The following is a 14,455-nucleotide window of genomic DNA, read 5'->3' as shown; positions in this document are numbered from 1 at the left end:
CCTTCAGGGCGGCACGACCTTCAGGATGGCGCCGCCGGAGCGCAGAACAAGGCTGCGGTTCGGGCCGGCCTGCAGCGCGTCGGGGAACGCGATCGTCCCCGGCAGCGGCCCGGGACTGTTCCAGAAAGCGTCGGGGCGCCCCACCACGGTCCCCACGTGGCCGTCTTCGCTCACGGTCCGCAAGGTGTTGCGATCGGCGAACCAGAACTGGCCCGCGCTGTCGAACGCCAGCGACGTCATGCGGGAAATGCGCGCGGCCGTGGCCGGGCCATCCGTCACTTCGTCGGTCTGGAAGCCTTGGCCCGTCCAGAGCCGCAGGATGCCGTCAGCGTCCAGGCGGTGCAGCCGCAAGGCTTGCCGGTCCCAGAGCGCGACGCGGCCGGAGGGCGCCACGGCCATGAGGGCCGGATTGTTGACCTGGGTGAAGAGGCCCGGCCCGATCCGCTCGGAGCTCCCGTCCGCACGCAGCCAGCGCACCGTGTTGGTCACCGCGTCGCCGACGATCATGCGGCCCTGCGCGTCGATGCCGAAACCCACGACCGAAACGAAGTCCGCCTCGTTCGCGTCGCGGCGATACAGACGGCTGATCGCGCCGTTGGGCGCGACCCGGTAGATCTCGGTGTTCAGCGGCGCGCCCCGCGCGACGATCGGCAAGCCGGTGCTGACCGGCACGAAGCGCGCGAACACCAGGACCAGGTTGCCTTCGTTGTCCATGGCCGTGGACGTCGGCCGCTCCGAGATCACCAGGCCCTGCCCGTCCGCACCGAAGGGCACGCGGTGGCCGGCCGCATCGAGCTTGCGCAGGCGCGGCTGCGGCTGGGCCGGATTGTCGGAGGACAGGTAGGGGGCGAGGTCGGACAGCGTCCAGGTGACGCCGGAGGCATCCGTGCCCACCGGCGTCTCGGCCAGTGGCGCGTGAGGGCCGGCCAAGCCGTGCCCGGCGACGGCGGTGTGCGTTCCGTCGGACGCCAGCCGGCCGACGCCTTGCCCGCTGGTATAGAGGATGTTGCCCTGCCGGTCCACCGCGACGTCGACGCTGGTGCCCCAGCGGAAGAGGTTGTCGGCACCCGCGACGGGGCTGACCTGTCCGGCCGGGGTGATCCGCCGCAGGACGGGCGGGCGGCTCGTCCCGGGGGTCGTGTTTTCCGCCACCGCGATGAGGTTGCCGGCCGGCTCGACCGTCATCCGGTGCATGAACTCGGTGGGCGTACGCTGCACCAGCAGGCGCCGCTCGCCGCGCGCGTTGACCGCGTGGACGCCGCCGTAGTCGGCCACGTAGATGGTTCCCGCCGCGTCGACCGCGATCGACACGATGGGCTGGAAGCCGCCCGCGATGACCTCGGGTCCCTGGGCCCCAAGGCGATAGAGGCTCCCGGTGCCGTTGGCCACGTAGACCTCGCCGGCGGGCCCCGTGGCGACCGCGGCTGGCCAGTCGGGCACCTGTGCCGTGAGCGACGCGGTGCCATCGGGACTTCGCTTGCACAAGCCGGCCTGCGCAAGGAAGTAGAGCGAACCGTCCGCGGCCACCGCGAGATCGTCGGCGCCGCCGCTGCAGGCGCTGGGCCCGTTCACCGGCGGGGTGCTGACCACGCCCGCGGGGCTCACGCGCCGCAGCGGGCCACCGAGAAAAGTGCCACCGCCAACCCACGCGTGGCCGTCGGCATCGAGCGCGATCGCACGCGCGACCAGCCCCGCGGCCCGGCCCGTACCGTCGGTGGTGGTGGCGTTGCCGGGCGGGCCTTCCTCGCCGGCGATCACCGACAAGCCGACCTGGCGCACGGGCACGGGTGCAGGAGCGGGTGCTGGGACAGGCACAGGTGCGGGTACGGGCGCGGGAGCGGGAGCGGGGACCGGTGCTGGAGACGGTGCCCCGCCATCACTCCCACCGCCGCACGAGGCCAGCAACAGCGTGGCCGCGGTCCACCAGATCCAGCTTCGGTTGCGCATCATGGTTTTCTCTCCCGGTCGCGGCATTCTGGGCGAACCGGGTGAACGGCCGGTGAACCTCTTGTCTGGAAAGTTGAAGCTCGACAAGCCCGGATCAGGCGATCACTTCGTAGAAGGATCTCAGCAACGCCGGCGGCTCGAACGCTTTCCATGCCGCCTCCTGCTGCGCCAGCCGGTCTGCCAGCAGGTACAGCGTCGCCGGGTGACACACCATCCCCATGTGGCTGGAGACGATCCCGACGTTCTCCTGCTGGCGGCCCGCCGGCTGGACACACGGCCGCCAGCTGGAAAAACCTTCCACGCGGCTGAACACCGAGGTACTCGGCACCGGCATCGGCGACGGCACGTGCATCGTGCGCTCAGGCTGGCCCGTGAGCGCCTCGTACCAGGGCCAGACGTGGTTGGAGCGATGCGGCGGGTGCGCGGCACTGCCCAGGGTCACGATGCATCGCACGAGTTCGGGGCGCTGGCGCGCAAGGGCTCGCGCGTACAGCCCACCCATGCTGGCCCCCACCAGGCTCACCTTGCGGCCCGCCTGGTTCGCCAACGCTTCGGTGCGGGCGATGACGAGGTCCAATGCGTCCCACCGGCCCCAGTTCACGCCCGCATGCCAGCCGTGCGGGGCGAAGCCCTGCCGGCGCAGGAAGCGGCGCGCCAGGCTCGTGAGTTCGTCGCCGGCCAGGAAACCCGGCAGCAGCAAGACGGGATGGCCGTCGCCCCTGCGCGCCGTGGCCCGCAGCCAGGGCCAGGCCAGCAGGCTCAGGCCGGCCTCGGCGGCGGCACGCGGCCCGTCGAGCAGCAGGAGCGCAGGCGATGGAGGAAAACCGGCTTCGGCACGGCTCCGGTCGGGCGGTGGGGCAGTGGACGGCGAACGCATTTCCGGCCATGTTCTGCGGCATCCTGGATTCAGGCTGTAGGACGCCTCCCCCGGTACGTGGCGGCCGGCCCATCCGCCGCGCCTCGACCGCGATGCCTCACTTGCGGCGGTAGAGCCTCAGCGTCACGGGCGCGAGCAGCAGCGTGAGCACGGCAGGCGCCACGAGTGCCAGCAGGACCTGCTGCGCCGTCGCGCTGCCGGCCATCAGCCCGCGCGCGGCCGTCGTCATCAGCGAGACGGGGTTCACCTGAACCACCGCCTGCAGCCAGCCAGGCATGGTGGACGGGTCGACCATGATGTTCGATGCGAAGACCAGCGGGAACATGAAGCTGAAGCCGAGCGTCATCACCGTCATCGGCGTGCGCACCGTGAGGCCGATCACGATGAAGATCCAGCCCATGCCGAAGCCGATGGCAATCAGCAGCGCGAAGCCCGCGAGCACGCCCGGCACGCCGGCGCCGGGCCGGTAGCCCAGGATCAGCCCGATCGTGAGGATGATGCTGCCGGCGATGAGGTGGCGCAGGACGTCGCCCACCATCAGCCCGGCGAATGGTGCCAGGGGCCAGATCGGCAGGGAACGGAAGCGGTCGAACAGGCCCTTGTCCATGTCGGTCGCCAGGCCCATGCCCGAGTACACCGAATTGAACACCACGGTCTGCACCAGGATGCCGGGCAGGAAGACCTGCAGGTACTCGCGCGGGGAACCGGCGAGCGCCCCGCCGAACACGAACGTGAACAGCAGCGTGAACATGATCGGCGTCATGACCAGGTCGAACATCTGCTCGGGCAGGTGCTTGAACTTGAGCATGGCGCGCCAGCCGAACACCAGTGCGTTCGATGCGGCCGAGGGCCGCGCGGGTGCGGCAACCTGCCTGAGCCGCGGCACGGGCGTGCCCGCGTTGTCTGTCATGTGGGGTCTCCCTTGGCGGGGGCGCCGCCGGCCCGCCCCGTGAGCGCGAAGAAGACTTCGTCGAGACTGGGGCTGCCCAGCGCGAAGTCCACGGGCTCGATCCCGGCCGCGAGCAGCGCCGACAGCGCATCGTTCGCGTCCTGCGCGGTCCGTGCGGCCACCGAGAGGCGGGCCCCTTCGGCACCGCGCTGCACGTTCGCGCCGCAGCGCTCCTGCAGCAGGCGCGCCGCTTCTTCGAGACGCGACGCGTCGGCCAGCGTGACGTGGACGAAGCCGGAACCGGTGGCCCGCTTCAGCTCGGTGCTGGTGCCTTCAGCGATCTTGCGGCCGTGGTCGATCACGGCGATGCGTTCGGCCAGCTGGTCGGCTTCGTCCATGTACTGTGTCGTGAGCAGCACGGTGACGCCGGACTTCGCGAGCGATCGGACGATCGCCCACACGCCCTGCCGCGCCTTCGGGTCCAGGCCCGTCGTCGGCTCGTCGAGGAACAGCACGCCGGGCGTGACCACCAGGGAAGCCGCGATGTCGAGCCGGCGGCGCATGCCGCCCGAGTAGGCCTTGACCTGCCGGGTCGCGGCATCGGCAAGGTCGAAAGCGGCGAGCAATTCGTCGGCCCGCTCCTTGGCGGCGCCACCACGGAAACCCCAGAGGCGCGCCAGCATCACCAGGTTTTCGCGCGCGGTCAGGTCCTCGTCGAGCGAGGCGAACTGCCCCGTCATCGAGATCACGGCACGGACTTCATGCGGCACCGATGCGAGGTCGTGGCCCATGACGCGCGCCGTGCCGGCGTCGGGCCTGGCCAGGGTCGCGAGCATGCGCATCAGGGTCGTTTTGCCCGCGCCATTGGGCCCGAGGATGGCGAAAATCATGCCGCGCGGCACGTCGAGGTCGATGCCGTCGACCGCGCGCACCTCGCCGAAATGCTTGGCGAGGCCGCGGGCCTGGATGGCCAGACTGGTCGGTTCGTTCATTGCGCGGGTGAAGTCGAAGTCCGCGATTGTGCATCGGCACGATGGAGCGAACGTGACAGGAGGAACGCAACCGCCTGCCTATGATCCCGCCCGGTGGATTGAACAAGGAGCACCATGCAGTTCGACGACGTCATCCTCGGACGCCGCAGCATCCGCGGCTACAAGCCGGACCCGGTGCCGCGGGCGCTGATCGAGGAGATCCTGGCGCTGGCCATGCGGGCACCGTCCTCCATGAACACGCAGCCGTGGAATTTCTACGTCGTCACGGGCGAGCCGCTCAACCGCATCCGCGCGGGCAACACGGAGCGGATGGCCGCCGGCGTGCCGCAGTCGCGCGAGTTCCGTACCGGCCAGGCCTTCGCGGGCCAGCACCGCGACCGGCAGGTCGGCGTGGCCAAGCAGCTGTTCGCCGCGATGGGCATCGCGCGCGACGACAAGGAGATGCGCCACGACTGGGTGATGCGCGGCTTTCGCCAGTTCGACGCGCCCGTCTGCATCATCGTCACCTACGACCGCGTGCTCGACGGCAGCGACGACACGCCGTTCGACTGCGGCGCGGTCACCACGGCGCTGGTCAACGCCGCGTGGTCGCGCGGCCTGGGCTGCGTGATCAACAGCCAGGGCATCATGCAGTCGCCGGTGGTGCGCGAGCACGCCGGCATCGCCGCCGACCAGGTGATCATGAAGAGCGTGGCGCTCGGGTGGCCCGACGAGACCTTTTCCGCCAATGCGGTGGTCTCGGAGCGCAAGAGCGTGGCGGAGGCCACCACGTTCGTTGGCTTTGGCGGGTAGCCGGCCGCCGACCGCCTAGCGGAAGAGCACCCCACGAAGACGGGCCCGCTCCGCCGACGCCTTCACCAGTCCGGAGCTCCGTGCTTCGTCCAGGAACTTTGCCAGGTAAGCGCCTCCAGCTTCCCGCCCCTTGGGGATCGCCAGGGTCTGGTTCTCGATGGCATAGCTGCCTTCCAGGATCCGCGAGGCCGGCACGCGATCGGAAAGGTCGAACAGGATTCCCTTGTTCGTCGCGAAGGCGCCGAGTTGGCCCGCCGCGAACATTTGCGGAACGTTCTGCAAGTTGGGCAAGGGCACGAGCGTCGCCGACTTCAAGGTGCGAGCCAGGAGGCCTTGCGAACTGCTGTTCTGCTGGACGCCTACGCGCACGCCGGGCTTGTCCACGTCCGCGATGGCCATGATGCTCGACGTTCCGGGCACGAGATAGCTCGCTTCCTGCGACAGCAACGTTGGAGCCAGCCAGACTTCGGAGGCGCGCGGGGAACTCGCGTTGAACATGCCGATGTCGGCCTGGCCGGACGCCAGGGCTGCCGCCACGTCGGCAAACGTCCCGAATTCAACCAGCTGGTGCGGAACGCCCAGCCGCGCGGCGAGCGCCGTCCCCAGCTCGTACGCCACGCCCAGCGTGCGGCCGCTTGCGGCATCGCGCACCATCGACATCGGAGACCCGGTGAAGACCGCGATGCGCAAGGTTCCCGTCGGCGCCAGTGAGCGGCGAACTTCCTCGTTTGCCTGCAAGACCGGGGGCGCGGTGGCGCAGCCGAGCAACAGGGCAGTGAGCACGAAGGTTCCCAGGGCAGCACGACGGCGCATGGCGACTACTTTGAAGTTGTTTGCGCCCCAGTCTGAACGCGCGCGGCGCCTGAGTCATCGCGCATTGCGACGATTGACAGAAGTGCACGAACCTGCAGGCGCTACTGGAAGAACTCCAGCAGGATCGGCGCGAGGACTTTCGCGTCGACGTCATGGGCCTGGCCCTCCACGACCTGCCGTTGCGCCCCGGGAATGGCCTTGGCGAGCGTGTCTGCCGTCGCACGCATGAACGGCATGGGTCCGGCGCTGGCGCTGCCGTCCATCACCAGCGTGGCGGCCTGGACCCTGGCTGCGATCGCAACTGGAACGGAGCGATCCTTCCCCAGGACGGCATTGTCATAGGCCAGGGTCGGCGCCATGGCCACCATCCCCGGCCAGGCGGGCGACGCCTTCATCTTCGCCAGGACTTCGTCCGGCGCGCCCACGAATCGCATGAACTGCGAGACCGCATCGTCATGGCGTTCGCCGGCCAGCAATGCGTCCAGCTTCGCGGTGAAGTCCGCCCACTCCTTGGCGGCACCGGGCGCGTCGTTGTAGGGCGCCTCGTAAAGGGCCAGCTTCTTCACCTTGTCCCCGAGTGCCGATGCCGCCTGCAAGGCAAGCGCCGCCCCGGACGACTTGCCGTACACGAAGGCCGTGCCGCCGGCATGATCGACGAGCGCTTGAAGATCCTCGATCTCACGCGCGACGGTGGATGGCCTGGTGTCGCCGCTGTCGCCGCGGCCGCGGCGGTCATAGGTGCAGACGGTCAGGTGCGGCGCGAGCAAGGCAGCCAGCTCCGCGCCGCCTGTGCGGTCCGACAGGGCGCCGCCCACCAGGATGACCGCCGGGCCGGTCCCTTGCTGGTCGAAGGCGATGCGGGTGCCGTCGCGTGAAGTGACTTGCATGGGTTTTCCATTCATTGCCGCGCCGGCGATTGTGCAATGCACGCTTCGGGACGCGTGTATCAGGAAGAACGGTCGAGCTTCGTGCTGATGAGGTGCTGCCCCTCGCCTGGTTGCTTGGTTAGACTGTCTCCGAGCCGGTATCCAATTGCCCACCGCCCCCTCCAATCGCTATCGAGGCGACTTCGTCGCCTGGGCCGGCGTGTGCGGCTTTCTGGGGGAGGGCGGCAGCGGAGCGCCCATCGCTGCGCATTCGCACTACGCGATCCAGCTGGCACTCGGTTTGCCGCGTGGCCTGCGCGTCCAGTTCGGCGTCCGTGGCGAGTGGCAGCCTTGCGCCGCGGCGCTGGTTCCCTCCAAGGCGACGCACACGATCGACATCAGCGGCTGCGACATCAGCATCGTTCTTTTCATCGAACCCGAGACGCCCGCAGGCAAGGCGTTGACCTCCCGGTTGCAGGGTCGCCTCGAGCTGCTCGACGCGGACCTGGTCGAAGCGGCCGCCGCCCGCCTGGACCGGGCCTGGCGTGTCGAACAAGACCATGAAGCCGTGCGGGAAGCGTGCATGCAGCTCGTGCAACAGGTTTCCCAGACGGCGCACCGGGAACCTTCCGACCCGCGGGTGCTGGCCGTCGTCGAATACCTCAGGCATAGCGTCGATCAGCCAGTTTCCCTGCCTGAGTTGGCGAAGCGCGTCCACCTGTCGCCCGAACGGTTCCGCCATCTTTTCGTCGAGGAAACCGGGATGCCGCTGCGCACCTATGTGCTGTGGCGCAGGCTCCTGCACGTGTTCACCCTCCTGATGCAGGGCGACACGCTGTCGGCGGCGGCGCATGCGGCGGGCTTCGCGGATTCCGCGCATCTGTCGCGGACGGCGCGGACGATGTTCGGATTGCCGCCCTCCGCCTTCCAGATGAGCGGCCCGCTCAGCGCGCGCATGCAGGAACAGCATCGTCACTTTGCTTGAATGACAGGCCCCGTGAGGGTTCCGAGGAAGGCGGCCACGTCCCGGATCTCCGAGGCCGACAAGCGAATGGCCTGCCGCTCGGCGTGGCGTTCTCCAGCCTGCGCCAACTCGCTGTGGCCGAGCACCGCGCGGGGAGAGGCCGCGTAGTGCTGCAGCACCTGTTCCAGCGTCGCGAACTGGCCCGCGTGCATATAGGGCGCGCGTGCTTCGACGTTGCGCAGGCTCGGCGTGCGAAAGGCGGCCAGCTGGGCCGGATCGTTCCCGGCCACGAACTGCAGTTCTCCGCATTGCTCGGGCCTGGCATCGCTGTAACGCCCGAGGCAGTTGAACTCGTCCTGCAGCAGCTTCTTCACGCCTTCGGCGCGGCCACGGTCCGGGCGCGTCCGGTCCAGGGGTGGCACGCCGGTGTTGTGGAATGCGTGGTCGGAGAGCAAGGGTCCGTTGTGGCAGGTCACGCATTGCCCCTTGGTAAGGAACAGCCGCAAGCCGCGGACTTCCTGCGACGAAAGGACCTCCTGCCCCCGGCCGTCGGCTTCGACCGTGGCCTGCGCATACCGGTCAAAGCGCGACTCGCCATAGGAAAGGGTTCGCTCGAAGGCGGCAATCGCCTTGCCCATGTTCGCGAACACACGGTTCACGCCATCGCGGCTGGCTGGCGCCATCGCGGCCCAGACTGCGCGCTCGGCCTCCGATCCGGCGGGCGAAGCGTCGTCCGGGAGCTTGCCCAGGGGAGGCAGCGGCCCGAAAACCACCTGGTACTGCGTCGAGTAGTGAGACTGCAGCAGCTTGACGAAGCGCACCCGGTTGCCCCCGTGTTCCTGCGCGTCCTCGAGCGGGCCGAGCGCCTGAGACCAGAGGCTGTCCTTGCGGCCGTCCCAGAACAGGAAAGGTGAATGCGCGGCGCCCATGACGGGCATGGTCCGCCGCTGCCCCGTGCCGATGCCCTGGCCCCGCGGCCTGCCATCCTGGAACTGTTGGTCGGCCGCGTGGCAACTGGCGCACGCGACCTGGCCGTCGCGGCTCAGGCGGGTGTCGTTGAAGAGCGCCCGGCCGAGCGCCACCGCTTCGGTCTTCTGCTCGTAGGCATTGGACGGGTCTGCGGGTTGCGAGCCCGCCTCCTTCAGCCGCATTGACGCGAGCACCGCAACTTGCTGCGGCGACCACGCGTCGCGCGGCGGCAACTTGTCGAGTGCGAGCGCGGCGAGCGTCGTCAGCAGGCTTGCCGCGAGGACGGCCACGAATTTGAGGGGGCCAGGGGTCCGGACCCGCAAGGCGGTGCGTTTCACGGCCGGCTCTTCGGCGTGTCGACCACCGTATTGAACGTGACCTGGTCGACGCCCGCCGGTCCCTGGATGTCCAGCTTCACTTCCCACCATCCGGTCATGCTGAACTTCATGCCTTCGAGCAAGTAGGTGCCTGGCGCGAGCTCACGCGTGACGCGAGGCTGCGTGGGAAGCCCGTGTCCATGCTGCGGCATGCCGCCGTCGACCTTGAAATGCGCGGCGCGGACCGGACTCCCGTCGGGCGCGGCCAGCTTGACCTGCCAGGCATGCATCTGGTTGATGGCGGGAGCCTGCGCGGGCGGTTGCAGCGCGACGCGGTAGATCCCGGCGGCGGTTCGCTTGTCCAGCGACAGGTCCAGGTTGGCGGGTGGTGTGCTGCAACCGGCGGCCAGGAGAGCGAGGCCGAAGACGGCAAGTGCGCGGTGGATCATCTGGTCCTCCCTTCAGGCGCGGGCCGCTTCGAGGAAGGCCGTGTAGAACTCGCCGCGGCGCTCGGCCTCGTGAGCCGCGTGGAGTTCGGCATCAACGTGGGGACGAATCTGAATCGAGAAGTTGGACATGTGCATCGCTCCGTGTGGTGACAGAACGAATTCTTCCCCTCGAAGGCCGGCGGGGCTTGAACAAAGCGGCTGCCCTCGCAGCCTTTTCGTTCAAGCCGCAAGCCCCATCGCGTTGCTACTCTGCGCACCCGAACTTCACCACCAGCACAAATGCTCCACTTCAACGTCAAGAGGGTCTTCGCCGCCGCTCTGGCCGCAATGGCGGTGGCGGCTCACGCAAGGGTCGGAATGGTCGAACTGCCGGCCAACGCGGTTTCAGGCCCCGTCACCGTCTTCTATCCAACGCGATCGGCCCCTGCAACCGCGCAGAGGGGCAGCTTCCAACTCGACGTCGCGATCGATGCGGTCCCGACGGCGGCCAGCGCACGCCTCGTCGTGATTTCGCATGGCTCGCCTGGGTCGCCCTGGGCCCACTACGACCTTGTACGTTCGCTGGTGGACGCCGGCTTCACCGTCGTTCTGCCGGAGCACCATGCCGACAACCACAAGGACGCGAGCGATCCCGGGCCCCCCGCCTGGCGCCGCCGTCCCCTGGAGGTTTCCCGCTCCATCGACAGACTGGCGCGGGAACGGGCGTTCGCTTCGCGCCTGGATTTCGACCGTGTCGGCATGTTCGGCATGTCCGCTGGTGGACACACGGCGCTCACTTTGGCCGGCGGACGCTGGTCGCCTTCCCGGCTGCGCGAACACTGTAGACTGAACATCGCCGAGGATTTCCACGCCTGCGCTGGCCCGTCGGTGGCATTGACCGGAGGCATGCTGGATGGCCTCAAGAAGACGATCGTCAACGCCATCAACGACCGGAAGTTCGATGATCCCGCCTGGTACGAGCACGTGGATCGCCGAATCGTCGCTGTGGCGGCAGGTGTGCCATTCGCTGCTGACTTCGATCCCGATTCGCTGCGGCAACCCAAAGTCGCTCTCGCACTGATCAGCGCACAAAATGATCGCTGGCTGGTCCCCCGGTTCCACAGCGACGTCGTTGTCGCCGCGTGCCGTTCCTGCGAGCATCTTCTGAATGTCGAGTCTGGCGGGCACGGCGCGCTGCTCGGTCCGCTCCCGGAAGTAGGCGGGTTTCCGGACCTCATCCAGGATCCGCCTGAATTCGACCGCAGTACGCAAGTGCCGCGGATCAACAAGGCCATCACGGGATTCTTTCAAAGGGCATTGGCAGAAACGGCCAGGTGAGCGCCAAGAAAAAGCGCGCCGGTGGCGCGCTTCCTGGGAGCTCTGGATTCCCGCCTCCGCGGGAATGACGAGGCTGGCTACTTCGCCACCACCCGCACCATCTCCAGGCACTTGTTCGAGTAGCCCCACTCGTTGTCATACCAGGACACGAGCTTGACGAAAGTGCCGTCCAACGCGATGCCGGCATCCGCATCGAAGATCGACGTGCGCGCATCGCCGCGGAAATCGGTGGCCACCACCTTGTGGTCGGTGTAGCCCAGGATGCCCTTCAGCGCGCCTTCGCTCTGCGCCTTCATCTCCGCGCAGATTTCCTTGTAGCTGGCTTCCTTGTTCAGTTCGACCGTGAGGTCGACCACGGAAACGTCGGACGTCGGCACGCGGAACGACATGCCGGTGAGCTTCTTGTTCAGCTCGGGGATCACCACGCCGACGGCCTTGGCCGCGCCCGTGGAAGACGGGATGATGTTTTCCAGGATGCCGCGGCCGCCGCGCCAGTCCTTGTTGCTGGGGCCGTCCACGGTCTTCTGCGTCGCGGTGGCGGCGTGCACAGTGGTCATCAGGCCGCGCTTGATGCCCCACTTGTCGTTGACCACCTTGGCCAGCGGGGCCAGGCAGTTGGTGGTGCACGAGGCGTTGGAGATGATGGCCTCGCCCTTGTACGTCTTGTCGTTCACGCCGAACACGAACATGGGCGTGTCGTCCTTGGACGGGGCGGAGATGATGACCTTCTTCGCGCCAGCGGCCAGGTGCTTGCCCGCGCCGTCCTTGTCGAGGAACAGGCCCGTCGATTCGATCACGACATCCGCGCCGACGTCGGCCCACTTCAGGTTGGCCGGGTCACGCTCCTGGGTCAGGCGGATCTTCTTGCCGTTGACGATCAGCGTGCCGCCCTCGACCGAGACGTCGCCCTTGAAGCGGCCGTGCACGCTGTCGTACTGCAGCATGTAGGCCAGGTAGTCCGGCTCCAGCAGGTCGTTGATGCCGACGATTTCGATGTCGGAGAAGTTCGCCACCGCGCTGCGCAGCACGTTGCGGCCGATGCGGCCGAAGCCGTTGATGCCTACCTTGATCGCCATGTCATTGCTCCTGAAAAACGAAACCCTTACCCGGCTGTCATTGCGGGCTTGACCCGCAATCCATGGCGGTGTGGTGCAGCGCCACGATGGATCCCGGATCAAGTCCGGGATGACAAGTCATTTTTTCAACACGGCGCGAACCGTGTCCGCGACATTCTCCGGCGTGAAACCGAAATACTTGAACAGCGCACTGGCCGGCGCCGACTCACCATAGGTGTCGAGGCCGACCACGGCCGCGCAGCCGTACTTCCACCAGCCATCGGTGACGCCGGCTTCCACCGCGATGCGCGGGACGCCCGCGGGCAGCACGGCGCTTTTGTACGCCACATCCTGCCGATCGAAGGTGCTGGTACTGGGCACAGACACGACACGCACGGCGACGCCGCCTTGCGCCAGCAGCTCCTGCGCCTTCAGCGCCAGCTGCACTTCGGAACCGGTGGCGATGATCACCGCCTGCGCCTTCTTGGCGAGGCCGACTTCCGCCGGCTCCGCCAGCACGTAGCCGCCACGGCTGATCTCGTCCAGCCCCGCTTTGGGCGCATAGGGGAGGTTCTGGCGCGACAGCAGCAGCGCCGTCGGCCGGTCGGTGTTCTGCAGCGCCACCGCCCAGGCCACCGCGGTCTCGGCCGTGTCACCGGGACGCCAGACGTCCAGGTTCGGGATCAGGCGCAGGCTGGCCGCGTGCTCCACCGACTGGTGCGTCGGGCCGTCTTCGCCCAGGCCGATGGAGTCGTGCGTGAACACGTGGATCACGCGCTGCTTCATCAGCGCCGCCATGCGGATGGCATTGCGGCTGTAGTCGCTGAAGGTGAGGAAGGTGCCGCCGTAGGGGATGTACCCGCCATGCAGCGCGATGCCGTTCATGATGGCGGCCATGCCGAACTCACGCACGCCGTAATTGATGTGGCGGCCGATCTTTCCGTCTTCGGTGCGCTTCACTTCACCGGCCTGGTCGAAACGCAGCGGCGGCGTGCTCTTGGTGTTGGTGAGGTTGGAGCCGGTGAGGTCGGCCGAGCCGCCCAGCATCTCGGGCAGGGCGGCCGTGAAGGCTTCCAGCGCGATCTGCGAGGCCTTGCGCGAAGCGACGGTCTCGGCCTTGGCGTGCGCCGCCACCGCGGCATCGACGGCGACTTGCGAGAAGTTCTTCGGCAACTCGCCGTTCATGCGGCGCAGGTACTCGGCGGCCAGCTCGGGGTGCGCGGCGCGGTAGGCGGCGAAGCGCTGGTCCCACTCTTCTTCGGCCACCTGGCCCTTGGCCTTGCCATCCCATTCGTCGTACACGGCCTGCGGCAGTTCGAACGGCGTGTGCGCCCAGCCGATGGCGGTGCGGGTCAGCGCAATCTCTTCCGCGCCCAACGGCTCGCCATGGGCTTTGGCGGTGTTGGCGCGGTTCGGCGAGCCCTTGCCGATGTGCGTCTTGGCGACGATGAGCGTCGGCTTCTCGGCGCTGCGGCGGGCGTCGGCGATGGCACGGCTCACGGCTTCCACGTCGTGGCCATCGACCGGGCCGATCACGTTCCAGCCGTACGCCTTGAAGCGTGCCGGCGTGTCGTCGATGAACCAGGGCGTGACCTGGCCGTCGATGGAGATGCCGTTGTCGTCATACACCGCGACCAGCTTGTTCAGCTTCCAGGCGCCGGCCAGCGCGCAGGCCTCGTGGCTGATGCCTTCCATGAGGCAACCGTCGCCCAGGAACACATAGGTCTGGTGGTCGACGACGGTGTGGCCGTCGCGGTTGAACTCGGCGGCCAGCAGCTTTTCGGCCAGCGCCATGCCCACGGCATTGGTGATGCCCTGTCCGAGCGGGCCAGTGGTGGTCTCGATGCCGGGCGTGACGCCCACTTCGGGGTGGCCGGGGGTCTTGCTGTGCAGCTGGCGGAAGCCCTTCAGCTCGCCGATGGGCAGGTCGTAGCCCGTCAGGTGCAACAGCGCATAGAGCAGCATCGATCCGTGGCCGTTGGACAGCACGAAACGGTCACGGTCGGGCCACTTCGGGTTCTTCGGGCTGTGCTTCAGGTGACGGTGCCACAGGGCCACGGCGATGTCCGCCATGCCCATGGGCGCGCCCGGATGGCCCGAGTTCGCTTGTTGCACGGCGTCCATGGCGAGCGCGCGAATCGCGTTCGCCATCAGGGAATCGTTGGCCATTTCGGGGGCAGCTCCGGGGTGGGGATCAGGGAAACCCCT

The 14,455-nt window shown here is 68.2% G+C and carries 13 protein-coding genes; 3 read left to right on the top strand and 10 right to left on the bottom strand.

The annotated features are described in order from the left end of the window. Positions 1–3: 3 nt before the first annotated feature. The 4 genes from FN976_RS13005 to FN976_RS12990 form a co-directional block, all read right to left on the bottom strand. The gene (locus FN976_RS13005) at positions 4–1,785 is read right to left on the bottom strand and encodes an NHL repeat-containing protein (protein WP_145893464.1); all 1,782 of its coding nucleotides are present in this window, start codon (positions 1,783–1,785) and stop codon (positions 4–6) included. Between the two features lie 256 nt (positions 1,786–2,041). Further along, positions 2,042–2,824: an esterase/lipase family protein gene (locus FN976_RS13000; protein WP_145893463.1), complete on the bottom strand. Its 783-nt coding sequence runs from the start codon at positions 2,822–2,824 to the stop codon at positions 2,042–2,044. A 97-nt stretch (positions 2,825–2,921) separates the two neighbouring features. Next, positions 2,922–3,734: an ABC transporter permease gene (locus tag FN976_RS12995; protein WP_145893462.1), complete on the bottom strand. Its 813-nt coding sequence runs from the start codon at positions 3,732–3,734 to the stop codon at positions 2,922–2,924. After that, positions 3,731–4,705: an ATP-binding cassette domain-containing protein gene (locus tag FN976_RS12990; protein ID WP_145893461.1), complete on the bottom strand. Its 975-nt coding sequence runs from the start codon at positions 4,703–4,705 to the stop codon at positions 3,731–3,733. The genes FN976_RS12995 and FN976_RS12990 overlap by 4 nt, the downstream gene beginning before the upstream one ends. Before the next feature lie 114 nt (positions 4,706–4,819). Here FN976_RS12990 and FN976_RS12985 point away from each other — a divergent pair, with 114 nt between their 5' ends. Beyond that, positions 4,820–5,497 carry a nitroreductase gene (locus FN976_RS12985; RefSeq protein ID WP_145893460.1) on the top strand — a complete coding sequence of 226 codons (678 nt, stop codon included), beginning with the start codon at positions 4,820–4,822 and terminating at the stop codon, positions 5,495–5,497. Positions 5,498–5,512: 15 nt separating this feature from the next. Here the strand turns inward: FN976_RS12985 and FN976_RS12980 are convergent, their stop codons facing one another. After that, positions 5,513–6,310: a transporter substrate-binding domain-containing protein gene (locus FN976_RS12980; protein WP_145893459.1), complete on the bottom strand. Its 798-nt coding sequence runs from the start codon at positions 6,308–6,310 to the stop codon at positions 5,513–5,515. A 101-nt stretch (positions 6,311–6,411) separates the two neighbouring features. After that, complete coding sequence (locus tag FN976_RS12975; protein ID WP_145893458.1) at positions 6,412–7,197, bottom strand: alpha/beta fold hydrolase; 786 nt, start codon at positions 7,195–7,197, stop codon at positions 6,412–6,414. A 145-nt stretch (positions 7,198–7,342) separates the two neighbouring features. Here FN976_RS12975 and FN976_RS12970 point away from each other — a divergent pair, with 145 nt between their 5' ends. After that, complete coding sequence (locus tag FN976_RS12970) at positions 7,343–8,161, top strand: helix-turn-helix domain-containing protein (RefSeq protein WP_145893457.1); 819 nt, start codon at positions 7,343–7,345, stop codon at positions 8,159–8,161. Here the strand turns inward: FN976_RS12970 and FN976_RS12965 are convergent. Next, positions 8,149–9,399, bottom strand: coding sequence for a cytochrome-c peroxidase (locus FN976_RS12965; protein ID WP_255440398.1), 1,251 nt, complete (start codon positions 9,397–9,399; stop codon positions 8,149–8,151). The genes FN976_RS12970 and FN976_RS12965 overlap by 13 nt on opposite strands. A gap of 44 nt (positions 9,400–9,443) precedes the next feature. Next, positions 9,444–9,875 carry a FixH family protein gene (locus tag FN976_RS12960; protein WP_145893455.1) on the bottom strand — a complete coding sequence of 144 codons (432 nt, stop codon included), beginning with the start codon at positions 9,873–9,875 and terminating at the stop codon, positions 9,444–9,446. A 279-nt stretch (positions 9,876–10,154) separates the two neighbouring features. Between FN976_RS12960 and FN976_RS12955 the strand changes: the two genes are divergently transcribed. Continuing rightward, positions 10,155–11,192: an alpha/beta hydrolase family protein gene (locus FN976_RS12955; protein ID WP_186510867.1), complete on the top strand. Its 1,038-nt coding sequence runs from the start codon at positions 10,155–10,157 to the stop codon at positions 11,190–11,192. A gap of 77 nt (positions 11,193–11,269) precedes the next feature. Here the strand turns inward: FN976_RS12955 and gap are convergent, their stop codons facing one another. Further along, positions 11,270–12,268: a type I glyceraldehyde-3-phosphate dehydrogenase gene (gene gap, locus FN976_RS12950; protein ID WP_145893454.1), complete on the bottom strand. Its 999-nt coding sequence runs from the start codon at positions 12,266–12,268 to the stop codon at positions 11,270–11,272. A gap of 117 nt (positions 12,269–12,385) precedes the next feature. After that, positions 12,386–14,416 carry a transketolase gene (tkt, locus tag FN976_RS12945; protein ID WP_145893453.1) on the bottom strand — a complete coding sequence of 677 codons (2,031 nt, stop codon included), beginning with the start codon at positions 14,414–14,416 and terminating at the stop codon, positions 12,386–12,388. Positions 14,417–14,455 lie beyond the last annotated feature (39 nt).

Origin of the sequence: Caenimonas sedimenti (genome assembly GCF_007833165.1) — a bacterium.
Classification (GTDB): Bacteria; Pseudomonadota; Gammaproteobacteria; order Burkholderiales; family Burkholderiaceae_C; genus Ramlibacter; species Ramlibacter sedimenti.
Note: the sequence above shows the minus strand (reverse complement) of the source record. Positions and strands in the feature narration are given on the sequence as shown.

Excerpts from the sequence above, each read along its gene's own strand:
- FN976_RS12990 (WP_145893461.1), bottom strand. The coding sequence starts at position 4,705 with ATGAACGAACCGACCAGTCTGGCCATCCAGGCCCGCGGCCTCGCCAAG.
- FN976_RS12960 (WP_145893455.1), bottom strand. The coding sequence starts at position 9,875 with ATGATCCACCGCGCACTTGCCGTCTTCGGCCTCGCTCTCCTGGCCGCC.
- FN976_RS12985 (WP_145893460.1), top strand. The coding sequence starts at position 4,820 with ATGCAGTTCGACGACGTCATCCTCGGACGCCGCAGCATCCGCGGCTAC.
- FN976_RS12975 (WP_145893458.1), bottom strand. The coding sequence starts at position 7,197 with ATGCAAGTCACTTCACGCGACGGCACCCGCATCGCCTTCGACCAGCAA.
- FN976_RS12980 (WP_145893459.1), bottom strand. The coding sequence starts at position 6,310 with ATGCGCCGTCGTGCTGCCCTGGGAACCTTCGTGCTCACTGCCCTGTTG.
- tkt (WP_145893453.1), bottom strand. The coding sequence starts at position 14,416 with ATGGCCAACGATTCCCTGATGGCGAACGCGATTCGCGCGCTCGCCATG.
- FN976_RS12995 (WP_145893462.1), bottom strand. The coding sequence starts at position 3,734 with ATGACAGACAACGCGGGCACGCCCGTGCCGCGGCTCAGGCAGGTTGCC.
- FN976_RS13000 (WP_145893463.1), bottom strand. The coding sequence starts at position 2,824 with ATGCGTTCGCCGTCCACTGCCCCACCGCCCGACCGGAGCCGTGCCGAA.
- FN976_RS12955 (WP_186510867.1), top strand. The coding sequence starts at position 10,155 with ATGCTCCACTTCAACGTCAAGAGGGTCTTCGCCGCCGCTCTGGCCGCA.
- gap (WP_145893454.1), bottom strand. The coding sequence starts at position 12,268 with ATGGCGATCAAGGTAGGCATCAACGGCTTCGGCCGCATCGGCCGCAAC.